Here is a 22,900-nt window from a genome sequence, read left to right as displayed (position 1 = left end):
CCGCATCGTGACACGCCCCGGCCGCGCGGCCGGGCGGTTCACCCGCTTCCCGGCGCGTGAGGATTATCCCTTCCGTCCCCGGGAACCCGGGGCCCGCCGCGCCCGACTACCTGGCGATACGGGCTCCTTCACCACCCGGTCCCACCGCCCCGCTTTCCGGAAGAGCCGGGAACCCGGCCTTGCCGCCGTACGACTTCTCAGGGGTCCACGACACCCGTGAGGAGCCCCTTCGTGCAGCTGCCCGACCCCGTACCCCTCTACGGCCCCGAGTACAAGCGCGACCCGTACCCCCTCTACGCGCGCCTGCGCGAGGCCGGGCCCGTGCACCGGGTGCTCTTCCCCAGCGGCGTCACCGCCTGGCTGGTGACGGGGCACGCCGCCGCGCAGGCCACCCTCGCCGACCCGCGGCTCGGCAAGAACCACGCGCGGGGCAACGACCGCTGGCGCGCCCGCGCCTCGATCATGCCGGAGCCCCAGCACTCCCAGCTCCAGGTGCACCTGCTGCACCAGGACCCGCCGAAGCACACGGCCATGCGCCGGCTCGTCACCGACGCGTTCGCGCCGCGCCGCGTCGCCGCGCTGCGGCCGCGCTTCCAGGAGCTGGCCGACGCCCTCGTCGACGCGCTGCCGGCCGGGCCGGCCGGGGCCGACCTCGTCGAGGGCTTCGCCGCCCGCTTCCCCTTCCAGGTGCTCGCCGAGGTCATCGGCCTGCCGCCGCACCTCGCCGCCCGCTTCCGGCGCGACTGGGGCAAGGTGGTGGCCCCCGTCGGCCCCACCGACCCCGGGCGCCCCGCCTACGAGGCGCTGCTGCGCGAACTCCAGGACTACATCGCCGAGGTCGTCGCCGACCGGCGCGCGCACCCCGGCGACGGCCTGCTGTCCCGCCTCGTCACCGCGCGCGACACGGGCGAACTGACGGCCGAGGAGCTCGACTCCATGGTCTTCCAGCTGCTCGTCGCCGGACAGGAACCCGTCACCAACCAGATCACCACCGCCCTCGTCTCCCTCCTGCGCCACCCCGAGGCCCTCGGCCGGCTGCGCGCCGAGCCGGCCCTGTGGCCGCGCGCCGTGGAGGAACTCATGCGTCTCGACAGCGCCTTCGAGCTCACCACCTGGCGGTTCCTCGCCGAGGACGCCGACCTGCACGGCACCCGCGTCCCGGCCGGCGACTCCGTGATCGTCTCGCTGTGCGCCGCCAACCGCGACCCCGAGCGGTTCCCCGACCCCGACACCCTCGACCTCGACCGCGACCAGGGCCCGCACCTCGGCTTCGGGCACGGCATCCACTTCTGCCCCGGCGCCTCCCTGGCCCGCACGGAGCTCCAGGTCGCCCTCGGCACGCTGATTGGCCGGCTGCCCGGCCTGCGCCTGGCCGTGCCCGAGGCCGAACTGCCCTGGATCCCGGCCGTGCTCGGCCGCGGCACCTCCCGCCTGCCCGTCGCCTACGACGCCCGGACCGCCCCCACCACCGCCCCCGCCCGCTGCCCCCACTCCCGTGGATGACGACCACCCCATGCCGCACACCCTCACCCAGAGCCCCAGCACGACCGTCGAGGCCCGCATCCTCGAGCTGCTCCTGCCGTACCACCGCACCACCGGCCCCGCCGTGCCCGATCCGGCCGCCCACGCCGAGCAGCTGCGCCGGATACGGCACTTCACCGACCGCGGTGCGCCCGTCGTGCTCACCCTGCCGGGCTTCCCCTGCAAGTCGCCGAACCCCGAGAAGGTCCTCGGCCACCTCCCCGACGAGGGCGAACGGCTCTCCCTCGCCTTCCTCGACGGGCTCTGCGCCCGCATCGCCGAGACGTACGAGCCCGGCGCCCGCATCGTCATCTGCTCCGACGGCCACATCTTCGGCGACGTCATCGGCGTGCCGGACGACCACATCGACGCGTACGGCGACGAACTGCGCGCCATGGTCGAGCGGGGCGGCCACACCCGCCTGAGCACCTTCGACCTGCGGCACGTCCACGGCGACCTGCCCTACGACACCAAGCGCGAGCTGGTCACCCGGGCGTACGCCCCCACCACCGAGGAGCTGCGCGCGCAGGTGCGCACCGACGAGGAGACGGCCCGGCTCTACCGCGGCATCACCCGCTTCCTCGTGGAGGACACGGCGGAGTTCGACGGCACCCGCTCGCAGCTCCAGCGCCACTGCCGGCAGCGCGCCTACGAGGTCATCGCCCGCAGCCGCGCCTGGGGCGCGCTCGTCGCCGCGCACCACCCCGACGCCGTACGCCTGTCCATCCACCCGCAGCCGGCGGGCGCACCGAAGTTCGGCATCCGCCTCCTGGAGGCCGACGACGCCTGGGCCACGCCCTGGCACACCACCGTCCTGCTGGGCGCCGGGCCCGCCCCGCGCCTGCTGCGCCGCGCCGACGCGGAACGGCTGGGGCGCCTCGTCCACAAGGACGGACGCCCCAGCCACTACCTCGCCGCATAGCTGTCGTCCCGCTGCCGTCCCGCTGTCGTCCCGCTGTCATCCGAGGTCGAAGACGTTCGGCAGGCCGGCCCGGAACCGGGCCTCGTCCTGGGCCTTGAGGGGCTCCAGCTCGGGCGGCCGGAAGAGGGGCCACACCCGGCAGCGGGGCGCGGGCGAGCCGTCGGCGTCGAGGAGGGCGTTGACGGCGCGGCGGGCCGACTCGTTCGCGCCCTCCATGGTGGCGAGGTCGATGTCCGTGAGCACGTAGTCGCCGGCGAGGAACAGGTTGGGCACGGCCGTGCGGCTGGTGGGGCGGTCGTAGAGAGTGCCCACCGGGTGGACGAGGAGCTGTTCCCGGTTGGCGGGCGCCGGGCCGCCGAGGCCGGTGACGGCGGGGTCCATGAACCACCCGTGGAGGTCGGCGTCGTCCAGGACGCGCCGCCCGGTGTCGTTCAGGCCGGCCTTGAGCTGGGCCCACGTCTCCTCGGCCACCTGCCGCCGGGTGCAGGCGAGCGCCGGCCTGCCGTACAGGATGCCGGGCGTGTCCCACTGGGAGACGATCACCGAGAGGCTCTCGGCGACCCGGCCGTCGCCGTACTGGGCGGGCAGGTCGCGCCCGGGCCAGAACTGGGCCTGGCTGATGGACGTGAGGGCCCACGGCGTGTCCACGTGGTTGACGTGCCCGTGCACGATCGGCGTGCGCCGGCGGAGGTAGAACTGGATGCCGACCATCCAGTCGGTCCTCAGCCGGTCGCAGCGGGCCAGCTGCGGGTCGGCGGCGCGCAGCTCCGGCCCCCAGGTGGCGCGGGCGTGTTCGACGGGCATGGCGCACACGTAGTGGTCGGCCGAGACGGTACGCGTACGGGCGGGCCCGCCGGCGCCGGGCGCGGCCAGGCGGACGCCGGTGATCCGGCCGTCGTCGTAGAGGAACTCGCGGACCTCCGCCCCGAGGACGAACGTCACGCCCAGGGAGCGGAGGTGCTCCGCCCAGGGGCCGATCCAGGCCTCGCTGGTGGGCGCGTCGAGGACGCGGTCCGGTTCGCCGTCGTTGTCGCGGCCGAGGACGTTGTGGACGAACGCCTCCAGGATGCGCGCGATGGTCCGGGTGCTGGCCTGCTCGGCCCGGGTGGCGACGAGGTTGCGGGTCGCGCCGGTGCCGAGGAGGTGCTGGTAGTCGCGGGACATGCGGCCGGCCCCGATGAAGTCCCACCACGGGACGCGGTCCCACTGCCGGGTGCGGCGGCGTTCGCAGCTGGTGAGGTGGACCAGCATGCGGCCGGCGAAGTAAGCGGCCTCGGTGGGCGGCAGGTGCAGGAGCGTGTCGAGGGTGCCGGTCAGGGTCTGCAGGAGCGCGTCGGGACGGAGGGCGTTCAGGTCCGGTGGGGCGGTCACGGTGCGGAAGGGCAGCCGCAGGTCGGGGCGGCCGCCGTCGCGCACGGTCAGCTCCTCGGTGGCGTTCACGAGGTTGCCGTGCACGGTCCCCCGGCCGCCGGGCACGGGGATGCGGCGCAGCGTGTCGGGGAGGTTGCGGTAGAAGCCGGGGAAGAAGCGGAAGCCGTGCTCCCCGGGGAGGGGGCGGCGCCCGGCGGTGGCGGTGCCGGGGACGTCCATGCTGCGGGCCTTGCCGCCGAGCGCGTCGTTCCGTTCGTACACCGTGACGCGGTAGCCGCGTTCGGCGAGTTCGTGGGCGGCGCTGAGCCCGGAGACGCCGCCGCCGAGGACGGCGACGTGCCGGGCCGCGCGGCCGGGGGGCGCGGCGTGCGCGGGCCCCGTGGCGCGGGTCAGTGCGAGGCCGCTGCCGAGGCCGCCCGCGGTGGTCAGGAACGTGCGCCGCGTGGGCGCTCCCGGGTCGTGTGACACGTCCGGGACAACGAGCCGGGAACCGGGCGGGGCATGGTGCCGGCCGCCCGGTCATGGCATCGGGTGACGCCGGCTCCTCGGCGGTGACCACTCACGGAGCACACGGCCCCCGCTAGGCGACGGGCACCTCCCGCGCCACAGGGCTCCGGTGGTCGAACGCGATCAGCGGGTCCCCGGTCAGCGGGTGTTCGACGACCGCCGCCCGCACCCCGAACACCTCCGCCAGCAGCGCGGGCGTGAGCACCTCGCGCGGCGTGCCCGAGGCCACCACCGCGCCCCGGTGCAGTACGTGCAGCCGGTCGCAGACCGAGGCCGCCGCGTTGAGGTCGTGCAGGGCGATCAGGGTCGTGCGCCGCTGCTGCCGCAGCAGCGCCAGCAGCTCCACCTGGTGCCGTACGTCGAGGTGGTTGGTGGGCTCGTCCAGCACCAGCACCGACGGGTCCTGGGCCAGGGCCCGCGCCAGCAGCACGCGCTGCCGTTCGCCGCCGGACAGCGCGGAGAACCGCCGCCGCCCCTCGCCGGCCATGCCCACCTGTTCCAGCGCCTCCGCGACGACGGCGGCGTCCCGGCCGTCGTCGCCGGCGAACGCCCGCTTGTACGGCGTACGGCCCATGGCGACCACCTCGCGCACCGACAGCTCGAAGTCGGAGCCGCGCTCCTGCGGCAGCGCCGCCACCCGGCGCGCGGCCTCGGCCGCGGTCAGTTCGCGGACGTCCCGGTCACCGACCACGACCCGGCCGGCGTGCGGCCGCAGGTGCCGGTAGACGGTGCGCAGCACGGTCGACTTGCCGCTGCCGTTGGGCCCGACGAGCCCGGCGACCTCCCCCTCCCCGGCGACGATCCGCACCCCGGAGACCACGGTGCGGCCCGACAGGGTCACCTGGAGGTCCTCGATGGCCGTCCTCATCTCAGTGCTCCCTCTCCAGGCGGCGGTCCAGCAGGTACAGCAGCGCGGGCGCGCCGATCAGCGAGGTGACGACCCCGACGGGCAGTTCCTGGTCGGTGAGCGCGGTACGGGCCACCAGGTCGACGACGACGAGCAGCACCGCGCCGAAGAGCCCGGCCACCGGCAGCAGCCGGCGGTGGTCGCCGCCGACGACCATGCGGCATGCGTGCGGCACCATCAGCCCCACGAAGCCGATGGCCCCCGACACGGACACCAGGACGCCCGTCAGCAGGCTCGTCACGACGAACAGCACGCGCCGCAGCCGGGCCACGTCCACGCCCAGCGCGGCGGCGGTCTCGTCGCCCATCAGCAGGGCGTTGAGGGCGCGCGCCTTCGCCTGGAGCGCGAGCGCGCCCAGCACGACGGCGGCGGAGGGCAGCGCGAGCGTGGCCCACTGGGCGCCGCCGAGCGAGCCCATCAGCCAGAACAGCGCGCTGTGCGTCTGCTGCTCGTCCCCGGCCTGGAGCACCAGGTAGTGCGTGAAGCCGGACAGGAACTGCCCGATGCCCACGCCCGCCAGGACCAGCCGCAGCGGCCGGAACCCGCCGCCGCGCCGGGCGACGGCCCACACCAGCGCGAACGAGGCGAGGGCGCCGGCGAACGCGGCCGCCGACAGGCCCAGCCCCAGGGCCCCGCCCGCGCCCAGCCCCAGCACGAGCGCGGCCACCGCCCCCAGGGAGGCGCCGCTGGAGATGCCGAGCAGGTACGGGTCGGCGAGGGGGTTGCGCACCAGGGCCTGGGCGGCCGTGCCGACCAGGCCGAGGCCCGCGCCGACCACGGCTGCCAGCAGGGCGCGCGGCACCCGCAGCCGCCACACGATCAGGTCCTGAGTGCCGGGCGCCGCGTCCTGCCCGGACACGCCCCGTACGACCGCGGACCACACCTCCCCGGGCGGCACGCGCGTGGAACCCAGGCAGACCGAGGCGGTCAGCGCCACCAGCAGGGCCACGCCCAGCACGGCACAAACCTGGCCGGCGGCCGGGCGCCACGGCCCGTCCCGTTCTTCCCGCTCCTCCCCGCGGGACGTGGCGAGCGCCGTCATCTACTTGACCTTGCCGGGGTGCAGCACCCGGGCGATCTCCTGCACCGTGTCGGCGCTGCGCACGCCGCCGATGGTGGTGCGCTCCGAGCCGATGCGCAGGAAACGGCCCTCCTGCACGGCCGTGAGGTCCTTCGTGGCGGGGAACTCGCGCAGGAACGCCTCCGCCTCCGCGAACGCCTTCTCGTTGGCCTCCGCGCTGCCCCGGTTGCGCACCGCCAGCTGGATGAAGTCCGGGTTCTTCGCCACCACGTCCTCCCAGCCGACCGGCTTGAAGTCGCCGTCGCAGTCCGCGAAGACGTTGCGGCCGCCGGCCTGCGTGATGACGGCGTTGGCGACCTGCCGGTTGCACACCGCCATCGGCTGCTTGGTGCCGGCGTCGTAGTCGAAGAGGAAGTAGGTGGGCCGCTTGTCCTCGGGCACGTCCTTGAGCGCCTCGCGCACCTCGCCCGTCTTCCTCCGCATGCCGGCGACCAGCTCGCCGGCGCGCTGCGAGGTGCCCGTCACCCGGCCCAGCTCCTCGATGTCGCCCTCCACGCCGGACAGGTCGGTGCGGGGCGCCTTGCTCATGGCGGCGCAGGCGGTCGACTTGAGGTACACGTGCTTGATGCCGGCGGCCCTGAACTCCTCGGCCGTCGGGGCGTCGCCCGTCTTTCCCATGTTCTTCATGGAGGAGAACGCGTCGAGGTAGAGGTCGGCGCCCGACCCCAGCAGCTTCTCCTTCGGGATGACGGTCTTCCCCAGCACCGGCACCTTCCCGGCCTTGTCCGCGAATTCGGCGGGCAGCACGCCCTTGCCGGGCGGGAAGCCCGTACCGACGACCTTGTCGCCCGCGCCGAGCCACATCAGCAGCTCCAGGCCGGCGGCGTTGGCGGTGACGATGCGCTTCGGCGCCGCGTCGAACGTGGTCCGGGACCCCATGCAGTCGGTGACGCTCACCGGGAAGCCGGGACGGGCCGCGGCGTCCGCCGCGTCAGCCGTCCTGCCGGACTCGCCGCCACCGCCGCCGCAGGCCGTCGCCGACAGGGCCACCGCGGCCAGCACGCCGCACCACGCACGAGGGCGCATCATTCACACTCCACAGGGTCGGGGAGGGCACGGAGGGTCCGGGCCCGGACCAGGTAGTCGCACCGCACCCCCGCCGGGTTCCCGCGTGTCGCACGGAAAGGGGTGCCGCGCCCGGCCACCCGGCGTAGCCTGCGCCCATGCCGCAGGAGACGCAGCAGGAGACGCCGCAGCAGAAGCAGCCGGAGTTGCCGCCCCTGGCCGGGATGCCCACCGACTGGCAGCGCGCCCTGGCGATCGTCGCCCACCCCGACGACCTGGAGTACGGCGCCTCCGCCGCCGTCGCCACCTGGACCGACGCCGGCAAGGAGTGCGCCTACGTGCTGGCCACCTCCGGCGAGGCCGGCATCGACACCCTGTCCCCGGCCGAGGCCGGCCCGCTGCGCGAGCGCGAGCAGCGGGCGAGCGCCGCCGCGGTGGGCGTGCGCGTCGTGGAGTTCCTCGGCCACCCCGACGGCGTCGTCGAGTACGGCACGGCGCTCCGCCGCGACCTGGCCCTCGCGATCCGCCGGCACCGCCCCGAGCTGGTCGTCACCCTCAACCACCACGACACCTGGCCCGGTGGCACCCACTGGAACACGCCCGACCACCGCAACGTGGGCCGCGCCGCCCTGGACGCGGTGGCGGACGCCGGCAACCGCTGGATCTTCGCCGGCCCGCCGGGGGAGGGGCCGGAGCCCTGGGGCGGCGTACGGTACGTGGCCGTGGCCGGCTCGCCGCAGCCCACCCACGCCGTCGACGCGACGCCCGGCCGGGACCGCGCCGTCGCCTCGCTGCTGTGCCACCGCACGTACATCGAGGCGCTCACCGACCAGGACCCGGAGGAGTACTGCCGGACGTTCCTGGACGGCGCGATGGCGGCCGTCGCACCGCGCTTCGGCGGCCGGCCGGGCGTGGCGTTCGAACTGTTCCGCACCGCCTGACCCGGACGCGGCACGCCTCAGCGGCGCGCCCGCACCGCCCGCGTCCGCGCACCGGCCGGGCGGCGCGCCGGGGGAGGGGGAGCGGGGGCGCGCTCCACGACCAGGACGGCCACGTCGTCCTGGAGCCGGCCGCCCACGTGCGCCGCGAGGTCGGCGCGCAGCCGCGCCAGCAACTCGTGCGTGGGCAGCGCCGCCCACGCGTCCAGCCGCCGCGCCAGCGGGTAGAAGCGGCCGTCCGCCGAACGGGCCTCGGTCACCCCGTCGGTGCAGGCCAGCACCCGGCCGCCGGGCGGCAGCGGCACGCGGTGCACCGTGCGCGGCATGCCCGCCAGGTCGCCGAGGCCCAGCGGCAGGCCGGGCCCCTCGGGCGCCAGCTCGCGGACGCCGCCGTCCGCGCCGATGAGGAAGGGCGGCGGGTGCCCGCAGTCGACGAAGACCAGCGGCACGTCCCCGTGGGGCCGCCCCTGCGGGCCGTCCTCGGTGCCGAGGACCAGTGCGGTGACGAACTCCTCGGCGGGGTGCGCGTCCTGGCTGCGGGCCTGGTACTCGGGGGAGCCGTGGTAGCGCTGGAGGCCCTGTTCCATCGCGACGACACCGCTCTCCAGGTCGCGCCGGTGGTACGCGGCCTCGCGGAACGCGGTGAGGACGGCCGAGCCGGCGCCGAGCGTGCCCAGGCCCTTGCCGCGCACGTCGCCGATGAGCACCCGCGTCCCGTAGGGGGTGTCCACCACCTCGTAGATGTCGCCGCCGACGAGCGCCTCGCGCTGCGACGAGACGTAGAAGCCGTCGACGACCATGCCGCGGGTGCGCAGCGGCAGCGGCCGCAGCAGGGCCCGCTGCGCTGCCTCGCCGGTGGCCCGGACCCGCTCCAGCAGCGCGTCGCCGTCGCGCCGCAGCCGCGCCACGACGATGCTGGCGCCCACCATGAGCAGGTTGCCCAGCACCGCGCCCACGCGGTTGACCGCGGACGTCTCGGGGCCGAGGACGCCGTGGTGGGCCGCCATCAGGCAGAAGTCGACGGCGCCGACGAACACGGTCTGCCGGTAGCCGCAGAGCGCGGCGGCGGTCATCGGGGCCAGCGCCGCGTACACGTCGAGCCGCAGGTAGGACGGGGTCTTCAGGTCGACGGCCACGACGGCCAGCAGATAGGCCATGACGAGCGCGAAGGAGAGGCCGGGCGACTGCGGCAGGGGACGCGACACCGGGGAGGACCTCCACGCCGGCAGGGGACAGCAGGGGACGGCAGGAAAAACGAACACGTAGACCATTCCAGACTTTCCTGGCGAATGCCCGTGTCCCGCCCCGTGTCGGCGTTCAGAGTTTGCGGTAGTCGCGTGCGTCCTCGGCGGCGGCCAGGACGGCCGCGAGGTCGCCGCCGGCCGAGGCGGTGACCGCGGCCGCGACGGCGCCTTCGACGAAGGGCGCGTCGGCGATGCGTACGTGCCCCGCGGGGGCCTCCGCCTCCGCCAGCAGCGTCTTGACCGTCAGGACGGCGCTGCCCATGTCGCAGAGCGCGACCACGCCGGAGCCCCGGTCGGCCGCGGCGAGCGCGCGGCGCACCAGCCCGGCGTCCGTGCCGACGCCGCCGCCGGGCAGGCCGCCGGCGCACTCCAGCGGGGCCGGCTCGCCGCTGCCGACGAGGGCGCGGGCCAGGGCCGCGGTGGCCCCGGCCACCTCCCGGCTGTGCGAGACGAGGACGAGGCCGACGGGGCCGGGGGCCGCCGCGGGGGCGGCCTCCGCGGGCGCCGGTTCCTCCTCGGGTGCGACGGGCGCGGTGGCGCACAGCTGCGGGTCGCCGGCCTCGTGCAGGGCGGTGACCAGCAGCGCGGAGGAGGCGGCGCCCGGGTCCTTGTGCCCGATGCTGCGTTCGCCCAGGTAGCTGGCGCGGCCGCGGCGGGCCTGGAGCGGGACCGTGGCCTCCGCGCCGGCGCGGGCCGCCTCGGCGGCGGCCCGCAGGGCGTCGGCCGCCGTGCCGCCGGCGGCCAGGGCGGCGGCGTAGGCGTCGGCGGCCGGCTGGAGCGCGTCGACCATCGTCTTGTCGCCGGGGGCCGCGTCACCGAGCCGCCGTACGCTCGCCACGGCCGCGGCCAGCGCCTCCCCGAGCCGCTCCGGCGTGACCACGGCGTCGTCGCCGAGCACCTTGCCCATGCGGCGCAGCACCGTGCCGTACAGGGGGCCGGAGGCGCCGCCGACGGTGTTGGTGAGATGCACGCCGACGGCGGTGAGCAGCGGGCCGGGCGCGGTGGCGCCGTCCGTCACCCCCGCCTGCGCCGCCGAGCCGAACCCGCGCTTGAGGTTGGCGCCGTGGTCGGCGTCCCCGATGGCGGCGTCCAGGTCGGTGAGGTACGCGGCCCGTTCGGTGACGGCCCGTGTGGCGCGCTCCACGAAGCGGCGGAAGAACTCCAGGTCGAGGGTGACGGTCATGGCGGCGGCTCCTGTCACGGTCGCGGACCGCCTCAGCGTAATGGGGGACGGGTCAGCCGATCGCCTTGATCAGTTCTCCGTCGGGCGTGTCCCCGCCGAGCTCCCAGAAGAACGTGCCGCCCAGGCCCTGCCGGTTCTTCCAGGCGGTCTTGGCGGCCACGGTCGCCGGCGTGTCGTAACTCCACCAGTCGCTGCCGCACTTGGCGTAGGCGGTGCCGCCCACGGTGCCGGTGGCGGGGCACTTGGTCCTCAGCACCCGGTAGTCCTCGAAGCCGTCCTCGGAGGTGCCCTTGGCCGGTCCGGTGGCGCTGCCGCCCGGCGCGGACTGGGTCACCCCGGTCCAGCCGCGGCCGTAGAAGCCGAGCCCCAGCATGAGTTTGGCCGGCGGGATGCCGAGGGAGGTGAGCTTCTGGATCGTGGCCTCGGCGGTGAAGCCCTGCTTGGGCAGGCCGGGGTAGGAGGTGAGCGGCGAGTGCGGGGCCGTCGGGCCCTTGGCGTCCCAGGCGCCGAAGTAGTCGTACGTCATGGGGTTGTACCAGTCGACGTAGCGGGCGGCGCCGGCGTAGTCCACGGCGTCGATCTTCCCGCCGGCCGAGGCGTCGGCGGTGATGGCCGCGGTGACCAGCGCCTTCTGCCCGAACCGGGCGCGCAGCGCGGCCATGACGTCGCGGAAGGCGGTGCGGCCGCTGCTGTCGCAGGTCAGGCCGCAGGCGTTGGGGTACTCCCAGTCGATGTCGATGCCGTCGAAGACGTCGGCCCAGCGCGGGTCCTTGACGAGGCCGTAACAGGACTCGGCGAAGGCGGCCGGGTTCTTCGCGGCCTCGCCGAAGCCGCCGGACCAGGTCCAGCCGCCGAAGGACCAGATCACCTTGAGGCCCGGGTGCATCTTCTTGAGCTTGCGCAGCTGGTTGAAGTTGCCGCGCAGGGCGCCGTCGTCCCAGGTGTCGGCCTTGCCGTCGACGCTGCCGGCCGCGTCGTAGAAGCGGTCGTAGTCGGCGTAGGAGTCGCCGATGGCGCACGTGCCGCCGGTGACGTTGCCGAAGGCGTAGTTGATGTGGGTGAGGCGGGCGGCGGAGCCGGAGGTCTCGATGTTCTTGACGTGGTAGTTGCGCTGGTAGACGCCCCAGTTGGTGAAGTACCCGGCGACGCGGTGGCCGGCGGTGGTGTCGGTCGTGGTGTCGTCGGGGGGGCCGTCGGCGCCGGCGGGGGCGGCGGCCAGGCCGGTGGCGGCGAGGGCGAGGCCGGCGACGAGGGCGGCGAGACGGGTGCGTGTTCCGGGCATGGTTCTCCTCGGTGGGGGAGGGAGGGGGCGGGCCGTTCCCGGCCCGGCTTTTGGCATGCGCACGCTGAACAGCTGAACAGTGGGGAAACCGTAGAAGGACTAGACCAATACGGTCAATGGTTCGGACCAAAACAACCGCCCGCGACCGCCCGCATCGCGGGGGAGAAATTCCATGATCCGTCAACCCGTGACGACGGCCACCCGATCGGGCATACTCCAAGCCGCCACCGCCGCAGGTCACCGGAGTCCGCGACCCGGCACGGGACCATCGGCCGAGCACCGACCGGGGGCGGCGCCGACACCCTCCGTGCGCCCGTCGCCGCAACGCCCTTACAGGGAGGAGAGCCGCGTCATGACCGACCACGGACCGCAGCCGGTGGACCGTCAGCTGCCCACCGAGGAAGCCCGGGACCTGATCGCCCTGGTGCGCGACCTGATCCAGCGGGAGATCGCCCCGCACGCGGCCCAGGAGGAGGAAGCCGGCCACTTCCCGCGCGAGGTCTTCCGTCTCCTCTCCGCCTCCGGGCTGCTGGGCCTGCCCTACGCCGAGGAGTTCGGCGGCGGCGACCAGCCGTACGAGGTCTACCTCCAGGTTCTGGAAGAGCTGGCCGCCGCCCGGCTCACCGTGGGCCTCGGCGTCAGCGTCCACACCCTCGCCTGCCACGGCCTGGCCGGCTTCGGCAGCAAGGAACAGCGCGCCGAGCACCTGCCCGCCATGCTCGGCGGCGGCCTGCTGGGCGCCTACTGCCTCTCCGAGCCCCAGTCCGGCTCCGACGCCGCCGCCCTGCGCACCCGCGCCGTGCGCCACGGCGACACCTGGACCCTCAACGGGACCAAGGCGTGGATCACCCACGGCGGCATCGCCGACTTCTACACCGTGATGGCCCGCACCGGCGACGACGGCGCGCACGGCATCACCGCGTTCCTCGTGCCCGGCAACGCCCCCGGGCTGTCCGCCGCCGCGCCCGAGCGCAAGATGGGCATGAAGGGATCGCCCACCGCCCAGCTGCACTTCGACGGCGTCGAGGTCCCCGACGCCCGGCGCATCGGCGCCGAGGGCCAGGGCTTCTCCATCGCCCTGGCCGCCCTGGACTCCGGCCGCCTCGGCATCGCCGCCTGCGCCGTGGGCCTGGCCCAGGCCGCGCTGGACGAGGCCCTGACGTTCGTCCGGGACCGCCGCCAGTTCGGGCGCCCGCTCGTCGACTTCCAGGGGCTCCGCTTCATGCTCGCCGACATGGCCACGCAGATCGAGGCGGGCCGCGCCCTCTACCTCGCCGCGGCCCGGCTGCGCGACGCGGGCCGCCCCTTCTCCCGGCAGGCGGCCATGGCCAAGCTCTTCTGCACCGACGCCGCGATGCGCGTGACCACCGACGCCGTCCAGCTCATGGGCGGCTACGGCTACACCGCCGACTTCCCCGCCGAGCGCTACATGCGCGAGGCCAAGGTGCTCCAGATCGTCGAGGGCACCAACCAGATCCAGCGCCTCGTCATCGCCCGCCACCTCGCGGGCCCCGAGAGCCGCCCCGAGAGCCGCTGAGGGAGGGCCCGCAGGGCCGCCCCGGAACGGAAACAGGGGGTGGCGGCCGCCCGGCCGTCACCCCCGTCGCATCGTCCTCCGGTCACACCCCGGTCAGGGCCGGCGCGGCGGCTCCGGCACCCGCAGCGGACGCGACCCCGGGCCGCCCGCGTGCGAGAACGGCTGGGTGCGCCAGTCCAGGCCCTCGGGCAGCGTCAGCAGCAGCGCCGCGTCCAGGTCCTGGGTGTCCGCCGACCCGCCGGCCGGCGCGGCGTCCTCGACGCCGCGCCCGGAGCCGGGGCAGACGGTGAGGACGAACGGGTTCCACGGCGACGGGCACAGGGCGTGCTCCGGCAGGACCTCCTCGTCCGCGAGCAGCGCGATCGGCCGCGCACAGTCCGGGCACGTCACCCGGAACATCTCGTACGTCTCGGTCCCGGTCTCGTCCACGCCGCCGTCGCCGTCGTATTCCAGGCGTTCCAGGCTGGGCATAGTGTTTCTCCCCCTCGGATGGGCCGGCCGGGCACGCACCTCGGCCTCGGCCACAGCAAGCACTTCCCGTGCCGCCGGGCCGGTAATCACCCCGCCCGGGAGGACACGGGCGCACACCTGTGGCATTCATCACATGACCCGTGCGCCCCGCGGCGCCGCCGACTGGGCCGTGCGCACCGTGACCCAGTAGGTTGAACCATGTGGAGGAGCTGGACAAAGAGATCGTGGAACTGCTCGTCAAGGACGGGCGGATGAGCTACACCGACCTGGGCAAGGCCACCGGCCTGTCCACCTCGGCGGTGCACCAGCGCGTGCGCCGGCTCGAACAGCGGGGCGTCATCCGCGGCTACGCCGCCGTGGTCGACCCGGAGGCCGTCGGGCTGCCCCTGACCGCGTTCATCTCGGTCAAGCCCTTCGACCCCAGTGCGCCCGACGACATCGCCGACCGGCTCGCGGAGATCCCCGAGATCGAGGCGTGCCACAGCGTGGCGGGCGACGAGAACTACATCCTCAAGGTGCGCGTGGCCACGCCCCTGGAGCTGGAGCACCTGCTCGCGCGCATCCGCTCCCTCGCGGGCGTCTCGACCCGCACCACCATCGTCCTGTCGACGCCCTACGAGGCCAGGCCGCCGCGCATCGGCTGAGCCCCGGCCCCCCCCCGGCGACCCCGGCACCGGGGGAGGGGCGGGGCTGGGGAGAATGACCCCATGAGCAGCGAATCGCACACCGTCCTGCTGCGCGGCGGCACCGTGCACAGCCCCGCCGACCCCTTCGCCACCGCGATGGTCGTCCAGGGCGACAGCGTCGCCTGGGTCGGTTCCGAGGGCGCCGCGGACTCCTTCGCCGACGGCGTCGACGAGATCGTCGACCTCGACGGCGCCCTGGTCACCCCCGCCTTCACCGACGCGCACGTGCACACCACGGCCACCGGCCTGGCCCTGACCGGCCTGGACCTCACCGGCGTCGCCGGCCTCGCCGAGGCCCTCGACCGCGTCCGCGCGCACGCCGCCGCCCGGCCCGCCGACCGCGTGCTGCTCGGCCACGGCTGGGACGCCAGCGCCTGGCCCGAACGCCGGCCGCCGTCCCGCCGGGAACTGGACGAGGCCACCGGCGGCCGGCCGCTCTACCTCACGCGCGCCGACGTCCACTCCGCCGTCGTCACCACGGCCCTGCTCGACCGCGTCCCCGGCGTCACCGGCCTGCCCGGCTACGCCCCCGACGCGCCGCTGACCGGCGCCGCCCACCACGCCGTCCGCGCCGCCGCGTACGGAGAGGTGACGCCGGCCCAGCGCACCGAGGCCCAGCGTGCCGCCCTGGCCCGCGCCGTGTCCCTCGGCATCGGCTCCGTGCACGAGTGCGCCGGCCCGGAGATCTCCTCCGAGGACGACCTGACGGGCCTCCTGCGGCTCGCCGCCGAGGAGCCCGGCCCGCGCGTCACCGGCTACTGGGCCGAGGCGTTCACCGACGCCAAGGACGCGGAGCGGGTCCGCGAGCTGGGCGCCGCCGGCGCGGCCGGCGACCTCTTCGTCGACGGCTCCCTGGGCTCCCACACCGCCTGGCTCCACGAGCCGTACGCCGACGCCCCCGGCACCGGCACCGCCCACCTCGACGCCGAGGCCGTCGCCGCACACGTCGCCGCCTGCACCGAGGCGGGCCTCCAGGCCGGCTTCCACGCCATCGGTGACGCCGCCCTCACCGCCGTCACCGAGGGCGTACGGGCCGCCGCCGACCGCGTCGGGCTCGCCCGCGTCCGCGCCGCCCGGCACCGTGTCGAGCACGCCGAGATGCTCACCCCCGAGCACATCGCCGCCTTCGCCGAGTGCGCCCTGACCGCCTCCGTGCAGCCGGCCTTCGACGCCGCCTGGGGCGGCGAGGACGCGCTGTACGCCCAGCGCCTCGGCGCCGAGCGCGCCGCCACCCTCAACCCGTACGCGGCCCTGCTGCGCGCCGGCGTGCCCCTCGCCCTCGGCTCCGACAGCCCCGTCACGCCCCTCGACCCCTGGGGCACCGTGCGGGCCGCCGCCTTCCACCGCACCCCCGCGCACCGCGTCTCCGTCCGCGCCGCCTTCACCGCCCACACCCGCGGCGGCTGGCGCGCGACCGGCCGGGACGACGCCGGCGTGCTCGTGCCCGGGGCGCCCGCCGACTACGCGGTGTGGACGGCCGGCGACCTCGTGGTGCAGGTCCCGGACGACCGCGTCGCCAACTGGTCCACCGACCCGCGCTCCGGCACCCCCGGCCTGCCCGACCTCACCCCGGGCACGCCCCTGCCGGTGTGCCTGCGCACCGTGGTGGCGGGGCGGACGGTGTACGCGCGGCCGAACGAGTGATGCGGCGCGGCCCGCGTACCGCCGAACGACGTGCCCTCCGCCCGCCCCTTACCTCGCCATCTGCCGTACTGACCTGCTGATTTGAGCGAGGCGCGCAGGTGGCGGGGGTGTTGACAGGGGACGGGCGGCGGCCGGTAGGTTCGGCGCTGTCCACCACAGGACGTCCGGCCGGCGCATCCTCCGCCGGGCCGGCAGGTGCAGGTGCGACTCGGGCGGGGCCCGGCGTTCAGTAGACAACGGCTCTCGGTCGATGCGCAGCCAGCGCATCCCGGGCCGGCCCGAAGGACGCCGGGCCCTGCTGCCCTTTCCCGGGCCCTCCCCGGCCGCCCCCTTCCCACCCCCGGGGCACGACCGTCCCCCACCGAGGTACGGTCTGCTGACACACCCGCACGCTCAGGAAGAGACGACCGTGCCCCCGGGAACCACCACCCTGCCCGGCGCCGACGCGCCCGGCACCGCCCCGGCGCGGCCCCGCCGCGCCGTCCGGGCGGCCCGCGCCGTGCGCCGCGGCGCCCCGCGCACCGCCCTCGCGGCGGTGGCCGGGCTCGTGCTCGCCCTGGCCTTCCCGCCGTACGGCCTGTGGCCGCTGTCGGTGGTCTCCGTGGCCGCGCTGGCGCTGCTGACCCGTGGGCGCACCGCCCGCCAGGGTGCCTGGACCGGTTTCGCCTTCGGCTGGCCCTTCTTCTTCCTGCTGCTGCGCTGGCTGCACGTGGTCGGCTACGACGCCGTGGTCGGCCTGGCCGTCGTGGAGGCGCTGTTCCTCGCCGTCATGGCCGCGGGCCTGGCCGTCACCTCCCGGCTGCCCGCGTGGCCGCTGTGGGGCGCCTGCCTGTGGGTGGCGCAGGAGTGGGCCCGCGACCGGCTGCCCTTCGGCGGCTTCCCCTGGGGCCGGCTGGCCTTCGCCAACACCGGCTCGCCCCTGACCCCGCTGGCCGCCCTCGGCGGCGCGCCCCTCGTCACCTTCGCCGCCGCGCTGGCCGGCGGCCTGCTGGCCCTGGCCGCGGTCGCCGCGCGCCGGGCGCTGCGGCGCCGTACCGGCGGCCCGGCCGTACGGGCCCTGCTGCCGGCCGCCGCGAGCACGGTGCTCGCCGCGGCCGTCGTGGCGGCGGGCCTGGCGGTCCCGGTGCCGGTGAAGGCGGACGACACGGCGAACATCGCCATCGTGCAGGGCAACGTCCAGCACGCGGGCATGGACTTCCTCGGCCGGCCGCTGATGATCCTCGACAACCACGTCCAGGCCACCCTGGACCTGGCCCGGGACATCGACGCCGGCAAGGTCCGCCGCCCGGACCTGGTGATCTGGCCGGAGAACTCCTCCGACCTCGACCCCTTCCAGTACCCGCAGGCGTACGACCGCATCGAGAAGGCGGTCAGGGCGGTGGGCGTGCCCATCCTCGTCGGCGCGCTCGTCGACCACCCCGGCAAGCCCGGCTACATCGACAACAAGGGCATCGTCTGGGACCCGCGCACGGGCCCCGGCGCCTCCTACGCCAAGCAGCACCCCGTCCCGTTCGGCGAGTACGTGCCGTTCCGGGAGCAGCTGAGCAAGGTGATCACGCGGCTCCAGCGGGTGCCCCGCGACTTCTGGCCCGGCGACCGCAAGGGCGTCATGCAGGCCGGCCCGGTCCGGATCGGCGACGTCATCTGCTTCGAGGTGGCCTACGACGAGATCGTGCACGACACCGTGCGGGCCGGCGCCCGGATGCTCGTCGTCCAGACCAACAACGCCACGTACGGCCGCACGGGCCAGCCCGAGCAGCAGCTGGCGATGTCCCGGCTGCGGGCGGTCGAGCACGGTCGCGCCGTGGTCACCGCGGCCACCAGCGGCATCAGCGCCGTGGTGGCGCCCGACGGGCGGGTGCTCCAGCGCAGCGAGGAGTTCACCCGCGACGTGATCACCGCCCGGGTGCCGTTGCGCGACGCGACGACCGTGGCCGACCGCGTGGGTGCGGCGCCCGAATGGGCGCTCGCTATCGTGGGGCTCCTGTCCTGCGCGGCCGGGGTGCTGACCGGCCGTCGGACACGGCCCGCCGGGCCGAAGGAAGCAACGGACAAGAAGGGCCAGCAGTGAACGACGGCGGTCAGCGGAGATACGGTCCGCTGGGCACGACCTTGGTGATCATCCCGACCTACAACGAGGCGGAGAACATCAAGCCCATCGTCGCCCGGGTGCGCAAGGCCGTGCCGGAGGCGCACGTCCTCGTGGCCGACGACAACAGCCCGGACGGCACGGGCAAGCTGGCCGACGAGCTGGCGTCCGACGACGCGCACGTCCACGTCCTGCACCGCAAGGGCAAGGAGGGGCTGGGCGCCGCGTACCTCGCCGGCTTCCGCTGGGGCCTGGAGAACGGGTACGGCGTGCTGGTCGAGATGGACGCCGACGGCTCCCACCAGCCCGAGGAGCTGCCCCGGCTGCTGACCGCCCTCAAGGGCGCCGACCTGGTGCTGGGCTCCCGCTGGGTGCCCGGCGGACGCGTCGTGAACTGGCCCAAGTCCCGGGAGCTGCTCTCCCGCGGCGGCTCCACCTACTCGCGCCTGATGCTGGACGTGCCGATCCGCGACGTCACCGGCGGCTTCCGCGCTTTCCGCCGCGAGACGCTGGAGGGCCTGGGCATGGAGGAGGTGGCCTCCCAGGGCTACTGCTTCCAGGTCGACCTGGCCTGGCGCGCGGTGAAGGCCGGCTTCCACGTGGTCGAGGTCCCCATCACCTTCGTCGAGCGCGAGCTGGGCGACAGCAAGATGAGCCGCGACATCGTCGCCGAGGCGCTGTGGCGGGTCACCTCGTGGGGCGTGGGCTCGCGCGTGGCCCGGGCGCTGGGCAGGGAGAGCGGGCCGCAGGAGCCCGGCCGTCCGGCCTGAGCGCCCCTGGCGGCCCGGTATAAGTGCCGCTTAAGGCCGGTCCGCCCGTTTCCCGGCCGTCCGGGCACACTTGAGGCATGACGACCGGAGATCAGCAGCAGACGACCGCCGGCCGGCCGCAGCGGCGTGGCCGGGCCCGCAGCCTCCTCCCGCTCGGCGTGGCCGCGTGGGTGGTCCTGGAGATCTGGCTGCTCACGCTGGTGGCGGACGCGGCGGGCGGGTTCACCGTGCTGCTCCTGCTGGTCGCCGGCGTCGTGGCCGGCTCCGTGGTCATCAAGCGGGCCGGGCGGCGCGCCTGGGAGCGGCTGACCCGCTCCCTCCAGTCGCCCGGCGCCGAGCAGCCGGACGGGGGCGGCGGCAACGCCCTGACGATGCTGGGCGGCCTGCTGCTCATGGTGCCGGGCCTGCTCTCGGACGCCGCCGGCCTGCTGTGCCTCTTCCCGCCGACCCGGGCGCTGCTGCGCCGTACGCTCGGCCGGCGCCTGAAGCGCACCGCCGGGCTCGGGGACGCCTTCCGGCAGGCGCGGATGCAGTACCCGGACGGCAAGGTGGTCCAGGGCGAGGTGATCCGCGAGGACGGGCCCGCCGGGCCCCGCCCCGAGGCGCACCGGCAGCAGCTGCCGCCGCGCTGAGCCACCGCCCGGGACCCGGACCCGGGACACGACGGCACGACGACACGACGAGGGCCGGGCCACCACTTCACGTGGTGGCCCGGCCCTCGTCGGTGCTCGGTGCTGTGCGTCCCGCGTCAGGCGGACTTGCGGCTGTCCCGCGGGTGCACGGCGATGTTCATCGCGCCGGAGCGCAGGACCGCCAGCCGCTCGGCCAGGACCTCCTCCAGCTCGTCACGCGTCCGGCGCTCCATGAGCATGTCCCAGTGCGTACGCGCGGGCTTGGCCTTCTTCTCCTCCGGCCCGTCGCCGTCCACCAGGAGCGCCACGGCGCCGCACGCCTTGCACTCCCACTCCGGCGGAATTTCCGCCTCCACCGAGAACGGCATCTCGAATCGATGGCCGTTCGGGCATGCGTACTCCACCGCCTGGCGCGGGGCCAGATCGATGCCGCGGTCGGTCTCGTAGCTGGTAACCACAAGTCGCGTGCCGCGGAGAGCTCGCTCACTCATGAATCGTGCCTCCCGGGCTTGGTCGCCCACAGGACAGGTGTCGCTGTCGTCGTCATCCGGTCAACGTCCGGTCGGCGGTGAAGATTCCCCGTTGAGGGACATGCGTCGCCCGTCGTGCCGCCCCTTTTTGTACCCACCAGCGCCCGTTTTGTCACATCTGGCAACAGATGTCACCCTGTGTTTTCCCTGCTTGAACGCGCAGTAACGGTCCGCCCGGTAGGTCGAAGGCGTACACTACCCCCCCACGTGAGGGCGGCCTACACCGGGTCCGGCACTTCGCGTGAAGAGGTGGGGGACGAAGCGTCCGGAAGTGCCCCCGTGGCGTGCGAGGCGCCCTTGTCCTCCGGCGCCGGACGTGCAGGTTCCCCGAACAGCCGCAGGAACACCTGGGCCAGCGGGCCGATCGCCAGGGCGAAGATCACCGTGCCCACGCCCACCGAGCCGCCGAGGGCGAAACCCGCCACCAGCACCGTCAGCTCGATCGCGGTCCGCACGGCCCGCACCGACCGCCCCGTCCGCTGGTGCAGCCCCGTCATCAGCCCGTCGCGCGGGCCGGCCCCGAAGCGTGGCGTGATGTAGAGCCCCGTGGCCGCGCCGCACAGCACCACCGCGAACACCAGCAGCGGCACCCGCACCCACAGTGACCCCGGCGCCGGCGGCACCACGGCCAGCGCGGCGTCCACCGCCAGCCCGACCACCACCACGTTGGAGACCGTGCCCAGGCCCGGCCGCTGCCGCAGCGGTATCCACAGCAGCAGCACGAGCGCGCCGACGGCGATCGTCACCGTGCCCATCGTCAGCCCCGTGTGCCGCACGATGCCCTGACTGAGCACGTCCCACGGCGACAGGCCGAGCCCCGCGCGCAGGTTCAGCGCCAGGCTCACCCCGTAGAGGGCAAGCCCCACGTACAGCTGCACGAGGCGACGGCCGAGCCGCCGCCCCCCTCGGTCCTCCGGTGCTTCCGAAGGTCCCCCGGTTCCGGACACGAAAAGCCTCCCCTGGTGGTGGTGTCATGGTGCAGTGGTGCCAATGGCCCCTGGCATGACAGTCTGTGGACTGGAGTACGGAAAGATCCATGGCCAATTCCCGAAAGGTGGACTGGATCGCATGACCCGGTGGACCTCATCCGTGGGTGCCCCGCAGCTCGCCCGGCTGCTCGGCTCCCAGCACGGGCGCGGCACGGTCACGCCCCTCGGCGGCCGCCGCACGCCCGCCTACCGCTCCCTCGCGGACGGCATCCGGCTGCTCGTCCTGGAGGGCCGCGTGCCCGTCGCCGCCAGGCTGCCCGCCGAGCGGGAGCTGGCCGCCGCCCTGTCCGTCAGCCGCACCACCGTCGCCGCCGCCTACGAGGCGCTGCGCGGCGAGGGCTTCCTGGAGTCCCGGCGCGGCGCCGGCAGCTGGACCGCCGTGCCCGCCGGCAGCCCCCTGCCCACCCGGGCCCTGGACCCGCTGCCGCCCGAGGCCGGCGAATCGATGATCGACCTCGGCTGCGCGGCGGCCATCGCGCCCGAGCCCTGGCTCACCCGCGCCGTGCAGGGCGCGCTGGAGGAGCTCCCGCCCTACGCCCACACCCACGGCGACTACCCCGCCGGGCTGCCCGCGCTCCGCCAGGCCCTCGCCGACCGCTACACCGCGCGCGGCGTGCCCACGATGCCCGAGCAGATCATGGTCACCACCGGCGCCATGGGCGCCGTCGCGGCGATCTCCCGGCTCATGGCCGGGCGCGGCGAGCGCGTCGCCGTGGAGTCCCCGTCCTACGCCAACGTGCTCCAGCTCATGCGCGAGGCCGGCGCCCGCCTGGTGCCCGTCGCCATGGCCCGCGACCTCGCCGGCTGGGACCTGCCCGCCTGGCGGCAGGTGCTGCGCGACGCCGCGCCCCGCATGGCGTACGTCATCGCCGACTTCCACAACCCCACCGGCGCCCTGGCCCCCGAGGAGCAGCGCCGCGAGCTGGTCGAGGCGGCCCGCGCCGCGGGCACCCTGCTGGTCGCCGACGAGACCATGTCCGAACTGGCCCTCGAACCGGGGCTGGAGCTGCCGCGGCCCGTCTGCGCCTTCGACCCGGCGGGCAACGCGGTCATCACCGTCGGCTCCGCCAGCAAGTCGTTCTGGGCCGGGCTGCGCATCGGCTGGGTGCGGGCCGCGCCCGACGTCATCCGCGGCCTGGTCGCCGCCCGCGCCTACGCCGACCTGGGCACGCCGGTGCTCGACCAGCTGGCCGTCACCTGGCTGCTGACCACCGGCGGCTGGCACGAGGCCATCGCCCTGCGGCGGGCCCAGACGCGGGAGAACCGCGACGCGGTGGTGGCCGCCGTGCGGCGGCACCTGCCCGACTGGGACTTCACCGTGCCCCGCGGCGGCCTCACGCTGTGGGCCCGCACGGGTGGCCTGTCCGGCTCGCGGATCGCCGAGGCGGGGGAGCGGCTGGGCGTACGGGTGCCGTCCGGGCCCCGGTTCGGTGTGGACGGCGCGTTCGAGGGCTACGTACGCCTGCCCTTCACGGTCGCGCCCCCCGTCGCCGAGGAGGCCGCCTCGCGCCTCGCGGAGGCGGCCCGCCTGGTGGCCAGCGGCGCCACGGCCGCCGTCGAGACACCGCGCACGTACGTGGCCTGAGCCCGC

The 22,900-nt window shown here is 75.2% G+C and carries 20 protein-coding genes and 1 pseudogene; 10 read left to right on the top strand and 11 right to left on the bottom strand.

Features of this window, described 5'->3' with window-relative positions; genetic code table 11:
- Window positions 1–231: 231 nt before the first annotated feature.
- Both IE305_RS09480 and IE305_RS09475 read left to right on the top strand, forming a co-directional pair.
- Window positions 232–1,503: a cytochrome P450 family protein gene (locus IE305_RS09480; RefSeq protein WP_190129059.1), complete on the top strand. Its 1,272-nt coding sequence runs from the start codon at window positions 232–234 to the stop codon at window positions 1,501–1,503.
- 10 nt (window positions 1,504–1,513) lie between these two features.
- Window positions 1,514–2,443 (top strand): L-tyrosine/L-tryptophan isonitrile synthase family protein, encoded by a 930-nt coding sequence (locus IE305_RS09475; RefSeq protein ID WP_190129429.1) that lies wholly within the window; start codon window positions 1,514–1,516, stop codon window positions 2,441–2,443.
- Window positions 2,444–2,479: 36 nt separating this feature from the next.
- On the opposite strand, the gene IE305_RS09470 is transcribed toward IE305_RS09475, so the two are convergent.
- The 4 genes from IE305_RS09470 to IE305_RS09455 all read right to left on the bottom strand — a co-directional run bounded on the left by IE305_RS09470 (window position 2,480) and on the right by IE305_RS09455 (window position 7,335).
- Complete coding sequence (locus tag IE305_RS09470; RefSeq protein ID WP_190129058.1) at window positions 2,480–4,282, bottom strand: hydroxysqualene dehydroxylase; 1,803 nt, start codon at window positions 4,280–4,282, stop codon at window positions 2,480–2,482.
- A gap of 112 nt (window positions 4,283–4,394) precedes the next feature.
- A complete protein-coding gene (locus IE305_RS09465) occupies window positions 4,395–5,189 on the bottom strand; it encodes an ABC transporter ATP-binding protein (RefSeq protein WP_190129057.1) in 795 nt (264 codons plus the stop codon).
- A gap of 1 nt (window position 5,190) precedes the next feature.
- Window positions 5,191–6,270 carry a FecCD family ABC transporter permease gene (locus tag IE305_RS09460; protein ID WP_190129056.1) on the bottom strand — a complete coding sequence of 360 codons (1,080 nt, stop codon included), beginning with the start codon at window positions 6,268–6,270 and terminating at the stop codon, window positions 5,191–5,193.
- A complete protein-coding gene (locus IE305_RS09455) occupies window positions 6,271–7,335 on the bottom strand; it encodes an ABC transporter substrate-binding protein (protein ID WP_190129428.1) in 1,065 nt (354 codons plus the stop codon).
- Window positions 7,336–7,538: 203 nt separating this feature from the next.
- Here IE305_RS09455 and IE305_RS09450 point away from each other — a divergent pair, with 203 nt between their 5' ends.
- Window positions 7,539–8,255: a PIG-L deacetylase family protein gene (locus IE305_RS09450; RefSeq protein WP_190129427.1), complete on the top strand. Its 717-nt coding sequence runs from the start codon at window positions 7,539–7,541 to the stop codon at window positions 8,253–8,255.
- A 17-nt stretch (window positions 8,256–8,272) separates the two neighbouring features.
- Here the strand turns inward: IE305_RS09450 and IE305_RS09445 are convergent, their stop codons facing one another.
- From IE305_RS09445 to IE305_RS09435, 4 genes and pseudogenes are all read right to left on the bottom strand, one after another.
- Window positions 8,273–9,457: a PP2C family protein-serine/threonine phosphatase gene (locus tag IE305_RS09445; RefSeq protein WP_190129055.1), complete on the bottom strand. Its 1,185-nt coding sequence runs from the start codon at window positions 9,455–9,457 to the stop codon at window positions 8,273–8,275.
- A 112-nt stretch (window positions 9,458–9,569) separates the two neighbouring features.
- The gene (locus tag IE305_RS32910) at window positions 9,570–10,040 is read right to left on the bottom strand and encodes a PTS sugar transporter subunit IIA domain-containing protein (RefSeq protein ID WP_268255918.1); all 471 of its coding nucleotides are present in this window, start codon (window positions 10,038–10,040) and stop codon (window positions 9,570–9,572) included.
- 12 nt (window positions 10,041–10,052) lie between these two features.
- A pseudogene (gene dhaL, locus IE305_RS32905) lies at window positions 10,053–10,679 on the bottom strand (dihydroxyacetone kinase subunit DhaL); the annotation flags it as partial.
- Between the two features lie 52 nt (window positions 10,680–10,731).
- Window positions 10,732–11,961 (bottom strand): glycoside hydrolase family 18 protein, encoded by a 1,230-nt coding sequence (locus tag IE305_RS09435; protein ID WP_190129053.1) that lies wholly within the window; start codon window positions 11,959–11,961, stop codon window positions 10,732–10,734.
- A 352-nt stretch (window positions 11,962–12,313) separates the two neighbouring features.
- Here IE305_RS09435 and IE305_RS09430 point away from each other — a divergent pair, with 352 nt between their 5' ends.
- Complete coding sequence (locus IE305_RS09430; protein WP_190129052.1) at window positions 12,314–13,498, top strand: acyl-CoA dehydrogenase family protein; 1,185 nt, start codon at window positions 12,314–12,316, stop codon at window positions 13,496–13,498.
- Window positions 13,499–13,591: 93 nt separating this feature from the next.
- On the opposite strand, the gene IE305_RS09425 is transcribed toward IE305_RS09430, so the two are convergent.
- Window positions 13,592–13,969, bottom strand: a complete 378-nt coding sequence (locus tag IE305_RS09425) for a hypothetical protein (protein WP_190129051.1) — start codon at window positions 13,967–13,969, stop codon at window positions 13,592–13,594.
- Window positions 13,970–14,169: 200 nt separating this feature from the next.
- Here IE305_RS09425 and IE305_RS09420 point away from each other — a divergent pair, with 200 nt between their 5' ends.
- The 5 genes from IE305_RS09420 (at window position 14,170) to fxsA (ending at window position 19,790) form a co-directional block, all read left to right on the top strand.
- Window positions 14,170–14,613 (top strand): Lrp/AsnC family transcriptional regulator, encoded by a 444-nt coding sequence (locus IE305_RS09420; RefSeq protein ID WP_190129050.1) that lies wholly within the window; start codon window positions 14,170–14,172, stop codon window positions 14,611–14,613.
- 63 nt (window positions 14,614–14,676) lie between these two features.
- The gene (locus IE305_RS09415; protein WP_190129049.1) at window positions 14,677–16,299 is read left to right on the top strand and encodes an amidohydrolase; all 1,623 of its coding nucleotides are present in this window, start codon (window positions 14,677–14,679) and stop codon (window positions 16,297–16,299) included.
- A gap of 409 nt (window positions 16,300–16,708) precedes the next feature.
- Window positions 16,709–18,370, top strand: coding sequence for an apolipoprotein N-acyltransferase (lnt, locus tag IE305_RS09410; RefSeq protein ID WP_229890768.1), 1,662 nt, complete (start codon window positions 16,709–16,711; stop codon window positions 18,368–18,370).
- A complete protein-coding gene (locus IE305_RS09405) occupies window positions 18,367–19,158 on the top strand; it encodes a polyprenol monophosphomannose synthase (RefSeq protein WP_190129047.1) in 792 nt (263 codons plus the stop codon). The genes lnt and IE305_RS09405 overlap by 4 nt, the downstream gene beginning before the upstream one ends.
- A 77-nt stretch (window positions 19,159–19,235) precedes the next feature.
- On the top strand, window positions 19,236–19,790 hold the full coding sequence (gene fxsA, locus IE305_RS09400; protein WP_190129046.1) for an FxsA family membrane protein: 555 nt from the start codon (window positions 19,236–19,238) through the stop codon (window positions 19,788–19,790).
- Between the two features lie 116 nt (window positions 19,791–19,906).
- Here fxsA and IE305_RS09395 read toward each other — a convergent pair whose 3' ends face one another.
- On the bottom strand, window positions 19,907–20,281 hold the full coding sequence (locus IE305_RS09395) for an RNA polymerase-binding protein RbpA (RefSeq protein ID WP_190129045.1): 375 nt from the start codon (window positions 20,279–20,281) through the stop codon (window positions 19,907–19,909).
- A gap of 257 nt (window positions 20,282–20,538) precedes the next feature.
- The gene (gene yczE, locus IE305_RS09390; protein WP_229890766.1) at window positions 20,539–21,267 is read right to left on the bottom strand and encodes a membrane protein YczE; all 729 of its coding nucleotides are present in this window, start codon (window positions 21,265–21,267) and stop codon (window positions 20,539–20,541) included.
- Window positions 21,268–21,388: 121 nt separating this feature from the next.
- Between yczE and IE305_RS09385 the strand changes: the two genes are divergently transcribed.
- A complete protein-coding gene (locus IE305_RS09385; RefSeq protein WP_190129044.1) occupies window positions 21,389–22,894 on the top strand; it encodes an SCO1417 family PLP biosynthesis transcription factor in 1,506 nt (501 codons plus the stop codon).
- Window positions 22,895–22,900: the final 6 nt, after the last annotated feature.

The organism is Streptomyces mashuensis, from assembly GCF_014654785.1.
Taxonomy (GTDB): domain Bacteria; phylum Actinomycetota; class Actinomycetes; order Streptomycetales; family Streptomycetaceae; genus Streptomyces; species Streptomyces mashuensis.
The sequence above is the reverse complement of the archived record's forward strand: the minus strand, read 5'-3'. Positions and strand labels throughout refer to the sequence as shown.